The following is a 15,035-nucleotide window of genomic DNA, read 5'->3' on the forward strand; positions in this document are numbered from 1 at the left end:
TATTATTGTAATATAAAGTTAACAATCAGTATAATTCCCACAGCTAAAGACATGATCAGAATGTACGTCTCAACATTTCCATTCTGAATACGCTTCATCGCTTTTCCGCTGTCTTCAGCACCTTCACCTACGAAGTCTACAAAACGATCAAGAATACCTTTATCAAACATCTTTCCTCCGCGTCCTAATCCTTCAACAGTTTTTACAATTAATGCATTGTAAAGTTCGTCAACATATAATTTTTTAGCAGACAATTTTTCCCATCCTGTGTATTGTGCTTCCGGAAGTGCTTGTTTTTTCTTATTTACATAAGTGTTTTTAACAATGAACCAAACGCAGAAGAACATCAGAACTGTTGCTCCTAAAAGTATCATTTCAGTACCAAACGGAACTCCCGAAAGAGTAGCTTCCATTTGCTTAAAGCTTTCCTCAGTAAGAACCGGCTTCAACCACTCCATTAATTTTGCATAATGACCGTGACCGATGAAGTGAGGAAGGTTAATTAAACCACCTAAAACAGAAAGAATAGCCAATACGATCAATGGTAGCGTCATATTAGACGGACTTTCGTGTAAGTGGTGTTTTTGATCTTCAGTACCTCTGAACTCCCCGTGGAAAGTCAAATAGTACAATCTGAACATATATGTTGCAGTCATTGCCGCTAAAACAAATAAAATCACCCAATAAACTGGATTTTTAGCGAAAGCTGCTACTAAAATTTCGTCTTTAGAAATCATCCCTGATAATAAAGGGAATCCTGAGATAGCTAATGTTCCGATCAGGAAAGTAGCGTGAGTGATTGGAATGTATTTTTTCAAACCTCCCATGAAACGCATATCCTGTTCGTTGCTCATTGCGTGGATTACAGAACCAGCTCCCAAGAACAATAATGCTTTGAAGAAAGCGTGTGTCATTACGTGGAACATAGCCGTTGTATAAGCTCCAAGACCTAAAGCAATAAACATAAATCCAAGCTGTGAAACGGTAGAGTATGCCAATACTTTTTTGATGTCGTTTTGACGTAGTGCATAGAATCCTGCCAATGCAGCGGTTAAGAATCCAATGAATAAAATTCCTCCCTGAACAGTAGGTGCTAAAGTAAATAAGAAGTTTGATCTTACTACTAAATAGATCCCCGCAGTTACCATCGTTGCCGCGTGAATTAACGCAGAAACAGGAGTTGGTCCCGCCATCGCATCTGGTAACCATGTATATAAAGGAACCTGAGCAGATTTACCAGTGGCACCAATAAATAAACTCGCCGTAATAAAGATAATTACGCTTCCGTCTAATTCAAATTTCCCAGCGTTTTCTGCTACGGTAAGGTAATCAACAGCGTTGGTCTGTCCAGCGATCATGAAGATACCGATTAGTAACGCAAGGTCACCAATTCTGTTCATGATGAAAGCTTTTCTAGCTGCTTTACCATATTCTTCGTTTGTATACCAGAATCCGATAAGTAAATAAGAACACAATCCTACACCTTCCCATCCGATGAATAAGATCAGGTAGTTGCTTCCCATTACCAATAATAACATTGAGAAGATAAATAGATTCAAATAAGTGAAAAACTTATAGAAACCTTTATCGTGGCTCATATATCCGATAGAGTATAGGTGAATTAAAGAACCGATACCTGTGATGATCATGATCATCATTAATGATAACTGATCGATTTGGAATCCAAAATTGATCTGAACTCCATTTACTCTAAACCATTCAAAAGCTTTTACGATTACGGGCTGACTTTCAGAGTTGAAACCCATGAAAATACTTACTGCAATGCAGAAAGATGCAAAAACCATTGCTGTAGCCAAACTACCCACAACAATTTTTGGAAGATTTTTCCCGAACAAACCGTTAATAAGAAACCCTAAAAGTGGTAAAAGTACTATTGCATATACTAAATTCTCCATTCTTATCCTCTTAATTTATTAAATATACTTACATCTACAGAACGGGTATTTCTATATAGCATAGCAATAATTGCCAAACCTACCGCTACTTCCGCAGCAGCAACCACCATAATGAAGAAAACTAAAAGTTGTCCGTCTCCGTTACCTTTGTACGCTGAAAATGCAGCCAATAAAAGGTTCGTAGAATTTAGCATAAGCTCAACACAACCCAAAATAACAATAGCATTTTTTCTCAACAATACTCCCAACACTCCCAAACAGAACAATACTGAAGAAAGAATGATGAAATAATTCAGAGGGATGCTTTGTATAAATGTATTTACTTCTCCCATAATTTTATAAATCTTTTTTACCGATTAATACCGCACCTACAATACCTGCCAAAATAAGGATGGATGCAAGCTCAAACGGTAAAACATATTCATTAAACAAAAGTCTACCCAGATTTTTCGTCAAACCAATGCTTTTGTCTACATTTTCAACAACAACATGATTGTCCTGAACCCCTTTGAATACGCCTAAAACTCCAATTAATAAAAGACCTGCCGTAAAAACTCCAATAAATTTTAAAGTATTGTTCTTCTTACTTTCGTCTTGCTTATTAAGGTTAAGCATCATCAGGATATAAAGGAATAATACCATGATCGCTCCGGCGTAAACAATAATCTGAATAATCGCAAGGAATTGTGCATTCAGAAGAATGTACATACCAGCAATAGAAAACATCGTAACAATTAATGACAAAATAGCATATAAAGGATTTCTAGCAAATACAAAATAAACTGCACTCGCTACTGCTAAAAAAGCCACCAAGAAAAATAAAAACTGATCCATTATTTTACCGCATTTTTTTGTTTCTCGGATTGTCTTTCTGTTATATCAATCCTTTCATTTATTTTTTCAACTAATTTATCTTTTCCGTAAATGAAAGAACCTCTGTTGGTTTCCACATCTACCAATCTGTCGGTAAGATAGATGGCAGATTTCGGACAAGCCTCTTCACACATACCGCAGAAAATACATCTTAGCATATTGATTTCATATACTGAAGCATATTTTTCTTCTCTGTAAAGATCTTTTTCTTCTTTAGTTCTTTCAGCAGCTGTCATTGTAATTGCTTCTGCAGGACAAGCTACCGCACAAAGTCCGCAAGCGGTACATCTTTCTCTGCCTTCTTCGTCTCTTTTCAAAACGTGCTGACCTCTCCAGATATCTGCTCTAGGTTTTAGTACCTCCGGATACGAATATACTGCGGGAGCACCTTTCAATACGGTTCTTACAGCATGCTTAAATGTAATCCCCATTCCTGTAAAAATTGCAGGTAAGTAGATTTTTTCAGCAAGGGTCATTTCTTTATTAGAAACAACTTTTGATCTGTTCGTAAGTTTCATTTATTTTAATTTTTTAGGCTGAACTCTTTTATTCAGCATTTAAAAATATATTCTTAATCTCTTAGTTTGCAAACGCTAAAATTACAGCTCCTGTAATTAATAAGTTTACCAATGCCATTGGAATTAAAGTTTTCCAACCTAAGTGCATTAACTGGTCATATCTAAATCTTGGAAGCGTCCATCTGATCCACATGAAGATCAAAATTCCGATTACCGTTTTAGTTAAGAAAGCTACGATACTCAAAATACCTGCAGTGTTTTCACCCCAGTTTTGAGTTACCCATTCAATTCCAGGATAGTTGTAACCTCCGAAGAAAAGAACCACCATGAAAGCATTGGAAATAAACATATTCACATATTCACCGAACATATATAAACCTAACTTCATTGATGAGTACTCTGTAGAATATCCTGTTACCAATTCTGATTCACACTCTGGTAAATCAAACGGGTGTCTGTTGGTTTCAGCTAAAGCTGCTACGAAGAATACTAAGAAAGCAATCGGTTGATAGAAAATATTCCAGTTCATTCCGGAACCCCAAGGAATAATTCCCCAAAGTTTTCCTCCAGTCTGGCTTTCTGTAATTTCTTTTAAGTCTAAACTTCCTGTCATCATAATGATAGAAAGTAAAGCCAATCCCATTGCCAATTCATAAGAAATCATCTGAGAAGAAGCACGGATAGCACCTAATAATGAATATTTGTTATTCGAAGCCCAACCTCCGATCATGATTCCATAAACACCAATTGAAGCCATTCCGATGATGAAAAGTACACCAACATCGATGTTGGCAACCTGAAGATCAAAAGAAGTACCTGCAATATTTAAACTTTTACCCCAAGGAATAACCGCTCCTGTGATTAATGAAATAAACATTACCAAAGCCGGTCCCAATACGAAAAGAAATTTTTCTGCATTGGCAGGTGTAAAATCTTCTTTAAAGAAAAACTTTCCACCGTCAGCAAGAGGCTGCAGCAATCCGAAGGGTCCTGCTCTGTTCGGACCAATTCTATCCTGCATGATAGAGGCAACTTTTCTTTCTGCCCAAGTAGAGTAGGCTGCGATCGTTAACGAAAGCAAGAAAAGCGCTAGTACAAGTATAAGTTTAAATGTAAGTAAATCCATTTTTTATTTTAAATGTTTGAAGATGGGAGCTGGAAGCTGGAAGTTTATCACGTCGTGGCATCAACTCTTCATCACATTACCAATTTATTTTATTTTTTAACGATATTAAAGTTAAAAGTAGAAGTGGAATATTTTACGGTTAAAAACCTCCATCCTCCAGCTTCAAGCATCCAACTTTTTTATTTCTCGTCTTTTTCACTGATTTCTTTAGCCATCGGATTGTCTAAAACTCTTAGCTCATCTTTAGGCTTTTCGTAGTGGTTCAATGAAATAACTGAATGTCTGTCGATATGTCTTGGTCCTTCGATGTTCCAGTCTGACAATGATTTTCTTTCGAAACGGCAAGTATCACAGATAAACTCTTCAACTTCTCCCCACTGGTCTTTTCTGGCTGTAACTCTTGAAACTTCATCACCTTTCATCCAAACCGTAGCTTTTCCTGAACACTTATCACATTTACAAGTAGCGTTCATTGGTTTTGTAAACCAAACTCTGCTTGCAAAACGAGAAGTTCTGTCCGTTAATGCTCCAACCGGACAAACGTCGATTACGTTTCCGATGAAATCATTATCTAAAGCTTTATTTAAATACGTTGAAATTTCAGCATGATCCCCTCTGAAAAGAATTCCGTGCTCTCTTTCACCAGTTAATTGGTTTGCAGCGAGTACACATCTTGCACAAAGAATACAACGGTTCATATTCAATTTAATGTTCGGACCAAGATCATCTGCTTCGTAAGTGTTTCTTTCAAACTCGGTTCTTGTCTCAAGATTTCCGTGCTCATAACCCAAATCCTGAAGATGACATTCTCCAGCCTGATCACAAACAGGGCAATCTAAAGGGTGATTAACCAACAAAAACTCAGTCACCGCTTTTCTACCTTCCTGAGCTTTTTCAGAAGTAAGATTTTTTACTTCCATTCCATCCATTACATTGGTTCTGCAGCTTGCTACCAATTTTGGCATAGGACGAGGATCTGCTTCCGATCCTTTAGAAACTTCTACAAGACAAGTTCTACATCTTCCTCCGCTGGTTTCCAATTTGCTGTAATAGCACATTGCAGGAGGTACAGATCTTCCACCGATTTGTCTGGCAGCTTCCAAAATAGAAGTTCCAGGCATAACTTCGGTAGTCTGTCCGTCTATAGTTATTTTGAATTTTTTAACCTCTTCGCTCATATTCTATGCTTTTCGCTTATGCCTTAGCAATTAAGCTCTATTTTAATTATACTTTTTTGTATTGAATGTATATCCGATTCCAACAAGAGCCTGTCCGAAAACAAAATCCTGACGAGCTTTGTCCGGCTTGTTGTTCAATGTGGTTTTAATATCCCACATATTGATATATCCGGCTTTTACTTCTGCTCTTAACATCCAGTTTTTCCAGAAAACCATGTTTAAACTGGATCTCAGATCGGCTCCCATACCTGCTACGTGAAAACGGTCGCTTCTTTCATTTCCAAAAAGTTTGATGTTACTTTTCGGGAACATTACTCCTAGTCCGGCTCCATAAGACCATACCAAATCTATATTCTTTTTATGAACAAGATTTTTATATTTCTCTAAACCTAAATTTTCATAATTAAGTCCGTCTGTATGCTCAAAAGTAAGAAACTCGCCGCTAGATAAATCTACCTGTCCATTCTGTACCATTGCTGCATATTTCGGGTCTGAAATATATCCTGAAAAATCAACCGTTTGGTTTTGTTTCATTACATATTTCATGTGATCTATCCCTAAAACAATAGCCAAATTATCTTTAATAAAATATCCGACTCTGAAATTATACTGCGTTACGGTAAACCAACTTGGATCGAAATAAACGATTCCGAATTTTGTAGGCTTATCTCTTGCAGATACATTGTTCAACTGAAAATCATAACCGTTTCCACTGAAATGAATATCAGAATTGCTAAAAGCTCCCCTGTTCCAACCAAAGAAAACGAACATTTGTCCTTTTTTGCTTAATGGTAAAGGTTTTTCCTTTTTTTCAGCTTTGTATGGAGCAGCCTCCAATTTATATTCTTTTTCTAATGTATCTTTTTTGACTTGTCCAAAAGCAAAACCCGACATCATTAGGCCAATTGCCAATATCTTTTTCATTCTAAGCATTATTCTCTACAGCAGGGATTGGATCTGCATAATGTGCTAATCCGTAGTTTTGAGTCTGTGACAACTCAGGGTTTTTAATGTGCCATTCGAATTCATCTCTGAAGTGACGAATAGCCGCTGCAACAGGCCAAGCTGCTGCATCACCCAATGGACAAATCGTATTTCCTTCGATTTTTCTCTGGATATCCCAAAGTAGATCGATATCTTCCATTTTTCCTTCTCCTTTCTCGATTTTCTTTAAAATCTTGTACATCCATCCCGTTCCTTCACGGCAAGGAGTACATTGTCCGCAACTTTCGTGATTATAGAATCTTGCTAAAGTCATGGTATGATCTACGATACACTGGTCTTCATCTAAAACAATGAAACCTCCTGAACCCATCATTGTTCCGGTAGCAAAACCACCGTCAGCTAATGATTCATAGTTCATGTATCTTGGTTCTCCGTTTACGGTTTTTAATAATAAATTAGCAGGAACAATCGGAACTGAGCTTCCTCCAGGGATACAAGCTTTTAATCTTTTTCCGTCTTTAATACCGCCGCAATATTCATCAGAGTAAATGAATTCTTCTACCGTAATGGTCATGTCGATTTCATAAACCCCTGGTTTGTTGATGTTTCCACAAGCAGAAATTAATTTCGTACCTGTAGATCTTCCCACACCAATTTTAGCGTATTCAGCTCCTGTAATATCAATGATTGGAACAATTGCTGCAATAGATTCAACGTTATTTACTACCGTTGGTCTTTCCCAAAGTCCTTTTACAGCTGGGAATGGCGGTTTTAATCTTGGGTTTCCTCTTTTACCTTCAAGAGATTCAAGCAATGCAGTTTCTTCACCACAGATATATGCTCCACCACCTCTTTGAACGTAAATTTCACAATCGAAACCTGTTCCTAAAATATTTTTACCTAAAAATCCTGCTGCTTTAGCTTCTTCAATAGCTTCCTCTAAAATATCCGGAATCCAAGAATATTCTCCACGGATGTAGATATAAGAAACATTAGAACCTAAGCAGTAAGATGAAATCAGCATTCCTTCGATCAATAAATGAGGAAGAAACTCCATCAAATATCTGTCTTTGAAAGTTCCCGGTTCAGATTCATCGGCATTTACGACCAAGTGTCTTGGAACACCTTCCGGTTTTGCCAAAAAGCTCCATTTCATCCCAGTCGGGAATCCAGCTCCACCACGTCCACGAAGTCCTGAAACCTTTACTTCTTCAAGAATTTCGTCCGGTGTCATTTTCAAGGCTTTTTCAGCAGCTGTGTAACCTCCCTGTTTACGGTAGGTTTCAAAGTAGCGGATACCTTCTATATGTGCGTCTTTAAGTAAAAGTTTTTTACTCATTGTTATTTACTTGTTGCAATAGGCTTTTGGCTTCTTGCATTTAATTGTTAAAATTTAAATTAATTTAAAACCTGAGATTTTAAATTCTTATTAGTCTAAAGCGATTTGTCCTTCTCTGCAAAGATCAAGGATTTCGTCAACTTTTTCTATCGTTAAATTTTCGTGAAAGAATTTCCCTAACTGCATCATTGGAGCATATCCACAAGCACCAAGACATTCAGCTGGTTTTAAAGTGAACATTCCGTCTTCCGTAGTTTGTCCGTCCTTAATGTTCAGTTTCGTTCTGATATGATCAAGAATTTTTTCGCTTCCGCAAACCATACAAGGTCCCGTTCTACAAACTTCCAAAACATATTTACCAACCGGCTTCATATTGAACATTGTATAAAAAGTAGCAACTTCATATACTTCAATTGGCTTAATACTTAATAATTCAGCAACATAATCCATCACAGGAACGTCTAACCATCCTCCGAATTCTTTTTGTGCCAAGTGAAGTACAGGAAGAAGGGCAGACTTTTGTCTTCCTTCAGGATATCTTGCGATAATTTTGTGTACCTGTGCTAAACTTTCCGGTTTAAAAGCTATTGTTTCGCTCATTTTTTATATAGATTAAAGAACAAAGAATCAAGAGAAAAGACTTTTTGATTCGTGATCTAAATTCATTTTATTTAATTTGAAGAAAGTCTTTATTCTTTCCTCTTTTATCTTTTTGTCTAATGTATTATGCGTCTAATTCTCCCGCAATAATATTCATACTACACATCGTTACAATCGCATCAGAAATTACAGAACCTGTAATCATTTCCGGATACGCTTGGTAGTAGATAAAACATGGTCTTCTGAAGTGTAGTCTGTAAGGGCTTCTCCCACCATCACTCACCAAATAGAATCCTAATTCTCCGTTTCCACCTTCTACAGCGTGGTAAACTTCACCTTTTGGCACATCAGTTTCTCCCATTACAATTTTGAAATGGTAAATCAAAGCTTCCATTTTTTGATAAACATCTGCCTTTTCAGGAAGATAGAAATCAGGAACATCCGCGTGGAATGGACCTTCCGGAAGATTGTCGTATGCTTGATTGATAATTTTAAGTGATTCCCAGATTTCTTGTTGACGAACCATGAAACGGTCGTAAGTATCTCCTGATGTTCCCACGGGAATAATAAAGTCGAAATCTTCGTAAGATGAATATGGTTGTGCAACTCTTACATCATAATCTACCCCTGCTGCACGCAAGTTCGGACCTGTGAAACCATAGCTTAATGCTCTTTCTGCAGAAATGGCTCCTGCTCCGATGGTTCTGTCCATGAAAATCCTGTTTCTTTCTAATAAAGTACAGAATTCTTTAAATCTTGCAGGGAATGTTTTTAAGAAGTCCTGTAATAACTCATGGAATTTTGGCGTGAAATCTCTTTCAAAACCTCCGATTCTTCCCATATTGGTTGTCATTCTCGCTCCGCAGATCTGTTCGTACATATCATAAATACGTTCTCTTTCGATGAACATATAAGTAAGACCAGTAATTGCTCCGGAGTCCATTCCGGTTACCCCGTTACAGATCAAGTGATCGCCGATTCTTGCCAATTCCATTAAAATGACACGCATATAATCTACACGTTTTGGAACTTTAACTCCGATCAGCTTTTCAACTGTCATATGCCAACCTAAATTGTTGATTGGTGCAGAACAGTAATTCATACGGTCGGTAAGGGTAGTGATCTGAGAATAGTTTCTTCTTTCAGAAATTTTCTCAAATGCTCTGTGGATGTATCCAACGGTTTGCTCAGCGTGAAGGATTCTTTCTCCGTCCATCGTTAAGATATTCTGGAAAATCCCGTGCGTTGCAGGGTGAGTGGGTCCTAAATTGAGGGTGTACAATTGACCGTCAATCTGTTCCTTACTTTCGTATTGGTTTAGTATATTAGATAATGAGTTATCTTTCATATTTTAAATGCTTTAGGCGATAGGCTTTAGGCTTTAAGCTTATTGCTTACTGCTTACTGCTTATTGCATTATATTTTATCTTCCGAACATGCTATCGTTCTTATCGGTTCTTGTTCCGTCTTCCAAACGATATTCCTTCAACATGGGGTGGTATCCAAGATCTTCCATATTTAAAATAGCTCTAAGATCAGGATGTCCCTTAAATTTAATTCCGTAGAAATCAAAAGTTTCTCTTTCCATCCAGTTAGCTCCGGCATATAATTCAACTAAAGAATCTACTTCGATATTTTCTCTGGACATAAAGATTTTTAGTCGCAATCTGAAATTAGCCATCATATTATGCAAATGATAAACAACGCCTATTTCTTTCTCTGGAAATTCCGGGTAATGGATTCCGCAAATATCTGTAAGGAAGTTAAACTCTAATGATGAATCTTTAAGATAATGAACAATTTTCTTCAAATCTTCTTTCTTCACCTCAATTGTTAGCATTCCATACGGTTCTGAACTTGAGATTACAGACTCCGGAAATTCTCTTGTGATTGCTTCTAATACAAATTCGTTTGTCATTTCCGTTAGTTGCTTATATTGTAAGAATCTAATAATTTTTGGTATTCAGGCATATCTCTTCTTCTGATGCTTTCGCTTTCTGCAAGAGCCTGAACCTGCATTACTCCTTCGATAATCTGCTCCGGTCTTGGAGGACATCCCGGAACGTATACGTCAACAGGGATGATTTTATCGATTCCTTGTAATACTGAATAAGTATCAAAAATACCACCGCTGGAAGCACAAGCTCCAACTGCTACCACCCATTTTGGCTCTGCCATCTGAGTGTAAACTTCTTTTAGGACTGGGCCTAATTTTTTAGATATAGTTCCGCAAACCATCAACATATCTGCCTGTCTTGGTGAGAAAGAGTTTCTTTCCATACCAAATCTTGAAGCATCATACGTCGGGTTCAGGGTAGCCATAAACTCGATACCACAACAAGAGGTTGCAAAAGGTAACGGCCAAAGTGAAAACTTTCTAGCCATTCCGATTACACTGCTCAGTTTCGTTGCGAAAAACCCTTCTCCTTCAAATCCTTCCGGAGCAGGTGCATCTGTTCTTATTACTGGTTTGTTATCTGACATTTTAGTAGATTTTAGATTTTAAATTTAGATTCTAAATTATTGTTAATGTTAACTTTAATTAAAAATCCCTATCTAAAATTTGTAATTTAAAATTTATAATTCCTTATTTATCCCAATCTAATGCGCCACGTTTCCATACATAGAAAAATGCCATGAAGAAAATCGCTACGAATGTAAGTACAGCTAAGAATCCTTCCATTCCGAATTCTCTGAAGTTAACTGCATATGGATAAAAAAATACGATTTCAATATCGAATAATACGAATAATACCGCTGTCAAAAAGTATTTGATAGAAAACGGCGTTCTTGCATTTCCTTCTACCGGGACACCACATTCCCAGCTTTGGTTTTTTACAGAATTTCCTTTCTTCTGTTTTGGACCTAAAAAATGCGCTCCAAGCAATGAAACGGCTACGAATGCTACCGCAACACCTGCTTGTAAAAGGATTGGAATATAACTTTCAGGTAAATTCATTTTTACATTATTATCTCAATTTGCAAATTTAACGAATAAACAAGAAAGCATGAAATTTATCAGCTTTAAAATAGGATGAAAATAGGAAAAACTGGTAATTTAGAATCAATAAAAATAGCGTCTATTTTTTCATTTTTTTAAGCAGAGAAAAAGCCATGAAGGAGATATAACCAAATAAAATGCTTGCATATATTATGTTAACTACAGTGTTTGTTCTGTCATCTTCTATCTTGAAAAAGAAATTGTAAACAATAAATCCTGCGATTAAAATGGCAAAAACGATAAGATGTGGTTTCATTATAAATAGGGTAGAACCTGTGGATTTTTAGTTTGTAAAAAATGCGGGCAAGTTAAATGATTGAAAAAGATCATTCATTACTCATTACCAATTACTCATTACTTATATTCATGGAGTATGTTCTTCTTCTTTTGTGATTGACGGGGTTGTAATCTTGCCAAAGAAGTTGTACGCTTTTATTTTCTTCTAATTCAGGGTTTGTTTCAAGATATTTTACGCCTTTTGTTCTGAATAATTTCCAGATTTCTTTGAAGATGATTGAAGTTACTCCACGTCTTTGATAATCAGGGTGTATTCCGATTAAATAAAAGTTTGCTCTGTCGTTTTTCTTACCTGCTCTTAAAAAATGCCACCATCCGAAAGGGAATAATTTGCCTTTGGATTTTTGTAAAGCTTTTGAGTAGGAAGGCATTGTGATGGCAAAGGCAACGAGATGATCGTTTTCGTCTGCAACACAAACGATATAATCTTTGTCAATTAGCGGAAAATATTTCTCTTTATACGTTTTCCTTTGGTCGTCGGAAATAGGAGTGTAGGTCGAAAGATGCTTGTAAGTCTCGTCCAAAAGATCAAACATCGGATCTACATACTTCAAAATCTCTTCTTTAGACGTGAAGCTTAAAACTTTAAGATGGTATTTTTGAGAAATTAATTCGTTGAATTTGTGTATTTTATCAGGTAGTATTTCCGGAAATACAAGTTCGAATTCTACCCATTCTTTTTCTTTTACTAAACCTAATTTTTCAAGATGCTTAGGATAATATTCATGATTATAGATTCCGATCATGGTTGCCAATTTGTCAAAACCTAATGTCAGCATTCCTGCTTTGTCGAGATTGGTGAAGCCCATTGGACCTTCAATTTTATCAATATTTTTTTCTTTAGCATAATCAATTGCTGTCTGAACTAATGCCTGAGAAACTTCCTCATCATCAATAAAATCTATCCATCCGAAACGAACTTTTCTGATTCCCAGTTCTTTTTCTTCCTTGTGGTTGATAATCAAGGCAATTCGGCCAACGAGAGTATTGTTTTTGTAGGCTAAAAACTGTTTCGCTTCAGAATATTGAAGTGCAGGATTTTCACTAGGGTTCCAGATATTAATTTCATCATTGATGAATGAAGGAACATAGTGAGGATTGTTTTTATATAAATCCATTGGAAATCGAACAAATTGCTTTAATTGATCCGGAGTTTTTACTTCTATAATTGATACTTTCGACATAATAAATGACGCTGATTAGACAGACAAATATAATTAATAAAAAGCAATACTTTGGCACAGTTTTTACATCAAAATAGTAAAAAAACACATTTAAAATCTAATAAAATGATAGGTTATTACATTATTATCGGTGTGTCAATGCTGGTAAGTTGGTGGGTTTCATTGAGATTGAAATCGAAATTTGCATATTATTCCAATGTGCATCTTCGAAACGGGCTTTCTGGAAAGGAGGTTGCGGAGAAGATGTTAAGAGATAACGGGATTACAGATGTACAGGTAATTTCAGTTCCCGGACAATTAACTGACCACTATAATCCGGAAAATAAGACAGTAAATCTTTCCGAAGGTGTTTATATGCAGAGAAATGCAGCGGCGGCAGCAGTTGCGGCACATGAATGCGGTCATGCCGTTCAGCATGCTAAAGGATATTCTATGCTTCAGCTGCGCTCAAAATTGGTTCCTGTAGTCAATATAAGCTCTAATTTGATGCAATTTGTTCTGCTTGCCGGGATTATGGTTATGACAGCAACTCAGACTATTGAAAATCCGACAGGAAATAGATTGGTTTTAGCTATAGGAGTCATCATGTTTGCATTTACAACATTATTTGCATTTGTAACGCTTCCTGTAGAATATGATGCGAGCAACAGAGCGATGAAATGGTTGAAAGATACCGGAACAGTGACTTCTGAAGAATATGTTGGAGTAGAGGATAGTTTAAAATGGGCAGCAAGAACCTATGTTGTTGCGGCTATCGGTTCGCTGGCACAGCTTCTTTATTGGGCATCTTTACTCATGGGCGGAAGAAGAGATTAGTTTTTATAACAGATTCAATATGCTTCACCTCAGAAATTTTCTGAGGTGTTGTTTTTTTATTAAAATGATTTCATATCAATTCTATTTGATATTTTTGATACAACATAATCAGAAACCATAAATGCTTACAAGAGATAGATCAGAAAAACAAATCAGCTATTTGATAAAGGTGATTGCCTTTTTCTGGTTTCTTACAAAAATCTGGAGCTATAAAACGTGGATTGCAGAAAGGGTTTATCCGGTAATTCCTCCAGTTGATATTTTTAAAAATGTTCCGGATTTTTTGCATCAGTTTTTATTGGGTTTTTCTCTTTTAGTGCTGTTAGCGATCCTATGTCTTAAAATCAATCGATGGTTGCTGATTGCTTTATTTATATCAGAAATAATCAGCTGTTCATTGGATGTCGTAAGATGGCAGCCTTGGGAATATATGTATTTGTGCTTTTTATTGTTGATTATTGTTAATTTTTATAAACCTAAAAATATCTTATTATTAAGTCATCTGTTTTTAATATCCATTTATCTTTTCAGTGGTTTGCACAAAATGAATCGTGATTTTCTTTCTACTGTATGGTTGAATATGTTTCTGGTAGATTTTTTAGGACTTTCAATGGGATTTATTTTAAAGTACAAACTGTTTTTTGCTGGCTTACTCATTCCTATTACTGAAATTATTTTAGCAATATTACTCCTTATTTCAAACTCAAAAAGGAAAATTAGTTATTTGTTGATCATTATGCACCTGAGTGTTTTGATTTTAATCGGACCACTAGGTTTGAAATACAATTCTGTGATCTGGCCCTGGAATTTGGCAATGATATGTATTTTAATCATTGTGTATTTAAAACCATTTGAGTCTGTCAATAAAAATAACATTGTTCCTAATTTACCTTGGCTAGTTCTTTGGTTTGTGATGCCAGTTTTTAGTTTTTTCGGAAGTTGGTATCAGTATTTTTCATTTAATTTATATTCAGGAAAAGGAAATCAGATGTATATCTGTATTTCGGAGAATGAAAAAGAACTGAAACCTTATTTTGAACCAGAAAGTTACAATCTTTGTAAAGGGAAGGAATGTGTCAATTTACAAAACTGGGCATTAAAAGAAATAAAATCAGTACCGATTCCTGAAATTAAAATTTACAGAAAAATTGGGGTTTATCTGAAGCAAAAATACGCTAAGGATAACGTGAAAATAATCCTTTACAATTCTGAAACTGGTAAAAGTGTTGAGTTGTAGTTTCC

At 36.1% G+C, this 15,035-nt stretch carries 16 protein-coding genes; 2 read left to right on the plus strand and 14 right to left on the minus strand.

The window, feature by feature from the left end; translation table 11 throughout:
- Positions 1-2: 2 nt before the first annotated feature.
- The 14 genes from nuoL to LV842_RS06900 all read right to left on the minus strand — a co-directional run bounded on the left by nuoL (position 3) and on the right by LV842_RS06900 (position 12,977).
- On the minus strand, positions 3-1,916 hold the full coding sequence (nuoL, locus tag LV842_RS06835) for an NADH-quinone oxidoreductase subunit L (RefSeq protein ID WP_233110720.1): 1,914 nt from the start codon (positions 1,914-1,916) through the stop codon (positions 3-5).
- A gap of 2 nt (positions 1,917-1,918) precedes the next feature.
- On the minus strand, positions 1,919-2,248 hold the full coding sequence (gene nuoK, locus LV842_RS06840) for an NADH-quinone oxidoreductase subunit NuoK (protein ID WP_055982308.1): 330 nt from the start codon (positions 2,246-2,248) through the stop codon (positions 1,919-1,921).
- A 4-nt stretch (positions 2,249-2,252) separates the two neighbouring features.
- Positions 2,253-2,750, minus strand: coding sequence for an NADH-quinone oxidoreductase subunit J family protein (locus tag LV842_RS06845; protein WP_233110721.1), 498 nt, complete (start codon positions 2,748-2,750; stop codon positions 2,253-2,255).
- A complete protein-coding gene (locus LV842_RS06850) occupies positions 2,750-3,307 on the minus strand; it encodes a NuoI/complex I 23 kDa subunit family protein (RefSeq protein ID WP_233110722.1) in 558 nt (185 codons plus the stop codon). The genes LV842_RS06845 and LV842_RS06850 overlap by 1 nt, the downstream gene beginning before the upstream one ends.
- Before the next feature lie 61 nt (positions 3,308-3,368).
- Entirely contained in the window at positions 3,369-4,433 is a 1,065-nt protein-coding gene (nuoH, locus tag LV842_RS06855; protein ID WP_039370396.1) for an NADH-quinone oxidoreductase subunit NuoH, read from the minus strand.
- A 179-nt stretch (positions 4,434-4,612) separates the two neighbouring features.
- Positions 4,613-5,611, minus strand: a complete 999-nt coding sequence (locus LV842_RS06860; RefSeq protein ID WP_233110723.1) for a 2Fe-2S iron-sulfur cluster-binding protein — start codon at positions 5,609-5,611, stop codon at positions 4,613-4,615.
- A 42-nt stretch (positions 5,612-5,653) separates the two neighbouring features.
- Positions 5,654-6,535 carry a hypothetical protein gene (locus LV842_RS06865; RefSeq protein ID WP_233110724.1) on the minus strand — a complete coding sequence of 294 codons (882 nt, stop codon included), beginning with the start codon at positions 6,533-6,535 and terminating at the stop codon, positions 5,654-5,656.
- A gap of 1 nt (position 6,536) precedes the next feature.
- Positions 6,537-7,895, minus strand: a complete 1,359-nt coding sequence (gene nuoF, locus LV842_RS06870; protein WP_233110725.1) for an NADH-quinone oxidoreductase subunit NuoF — start codon at positions 7,893-7,895, stop codon at positions 6,537-6,539.
- Positions 7,896-7,985: 90 nt separating this feature from the next.
- On the minus strand, positions 7,986-8,495 hold the full coding sequence (locus LV842_RS06875) for an NADH-quinone oxidoreductase subunit NuoE family protein (RefSeq protein ID WP_072957958.1): 510 nt from the start codon (positions 8,493-8,495) through the stop codon (positions 7,986-7,988).
- Between the two features lie 124 nt (positions 8,496-8,619).
- A complete protein-coding gene (locus LV842_RS06880) occupies positions 8,620-9,843 on the minus strand; it encodes an NADH-quinone oxidoreductase subunit D (protein WP_233110726.1) in 1,224 nt (407 codons plus the stop codon).
- 75 nt (positions 9,844-9,918) lie between these two features.
- Complete coding sequence (locus tag LV842_RS06885) at positions 9,919-10,413, minus strand: NADH-quinone oxidoreductase subunit C (protein WP_233110727.1); 495 nt, start codon at positions 10,411-10,413, stop codon at positions 9,919-9,921.
- Between the two features lie 5 nt (positions 10,414-10,418).
- Positions 10,419-10,979, minus strand: a complete 561-nt coding sequence (locus LV842_RS06890; RefSeq protein WP_047397471.1) for an NADH-quinone oxidoreductase subunit B — start codon at positions 10,977-10,979, stop codon at positions 10,419-10,421.
- A 103-nt stretch (positions 10,980-11,082) separates the two neighbouring features.
- Positions 11,083-11,454: an NADH-quinone oxidoreductase subunit A gene (locus tag LV842_RS06895; protein WP_089796243.1), complete on the minus strand. Its 372-nt coding sequence runs from the start codon at positions 11,452-11,454 to the stop codon at positions 11,083-11,085.
- Between the two features lie 389 nt (positions 11,455-11,843).
- Positions 11,844-12,977, minus strand: coding sequence for a GNAT family N-acetyltransferase (locus tag LV842_RS06900; protein ID WP_233110728.1), 1,134 nt, complete (start codon positions 12,975-12,977; stop codon positions 11,844-11,846).
- Between the two features lie 105 nt (positions 12,978-13,082).
- Here LV842_RS06900 and LV842_RS06905 point away from each other — a divergent pair, with 105 nt between their 5' ends.
- Together LV842_RS06905 and LV842_RS06910 are read left to right on the plus strand one after the other, a co-directional pair.
- Positions 13,083-13,793 (plus strand): zinc metallopeptidase, encoded by a 711-nt coding sequence (locus tag LV842_RS06905; protein ID WP_233110729.1) that lies wholly within the window; start codon positions 13,083-13,085, stop codon positions 13,791-13,793.
- A 121-nt stretch (positions 13,794-13,914) separates the two neighbouring features.
- The gene (locus LV842_RS06910; protein WP_233110730.1) at positions 13,915-15,030 is read left to right on the plus strand and encodes a hypothetical protein; all 1,116 of its coding nucleotides are present in this window, start codon (positions 13,915-13,917) and stop codon (positions 15,028-15,030) included.
- Positions 15,031-15,035 lie beyond the last annotated feature (5 nt).

The sequence above is a fragment of the Chryseobacterium gwangjuense genome, assembly GCF_021311115.1.
Taxonomy (GTDB): Bacteria; Bacteroidota; Bacteroidia; order Flavobacteriales; family Weeksellaceae; genus Chryseobacterium; species Chryseobacterium gwangjuense.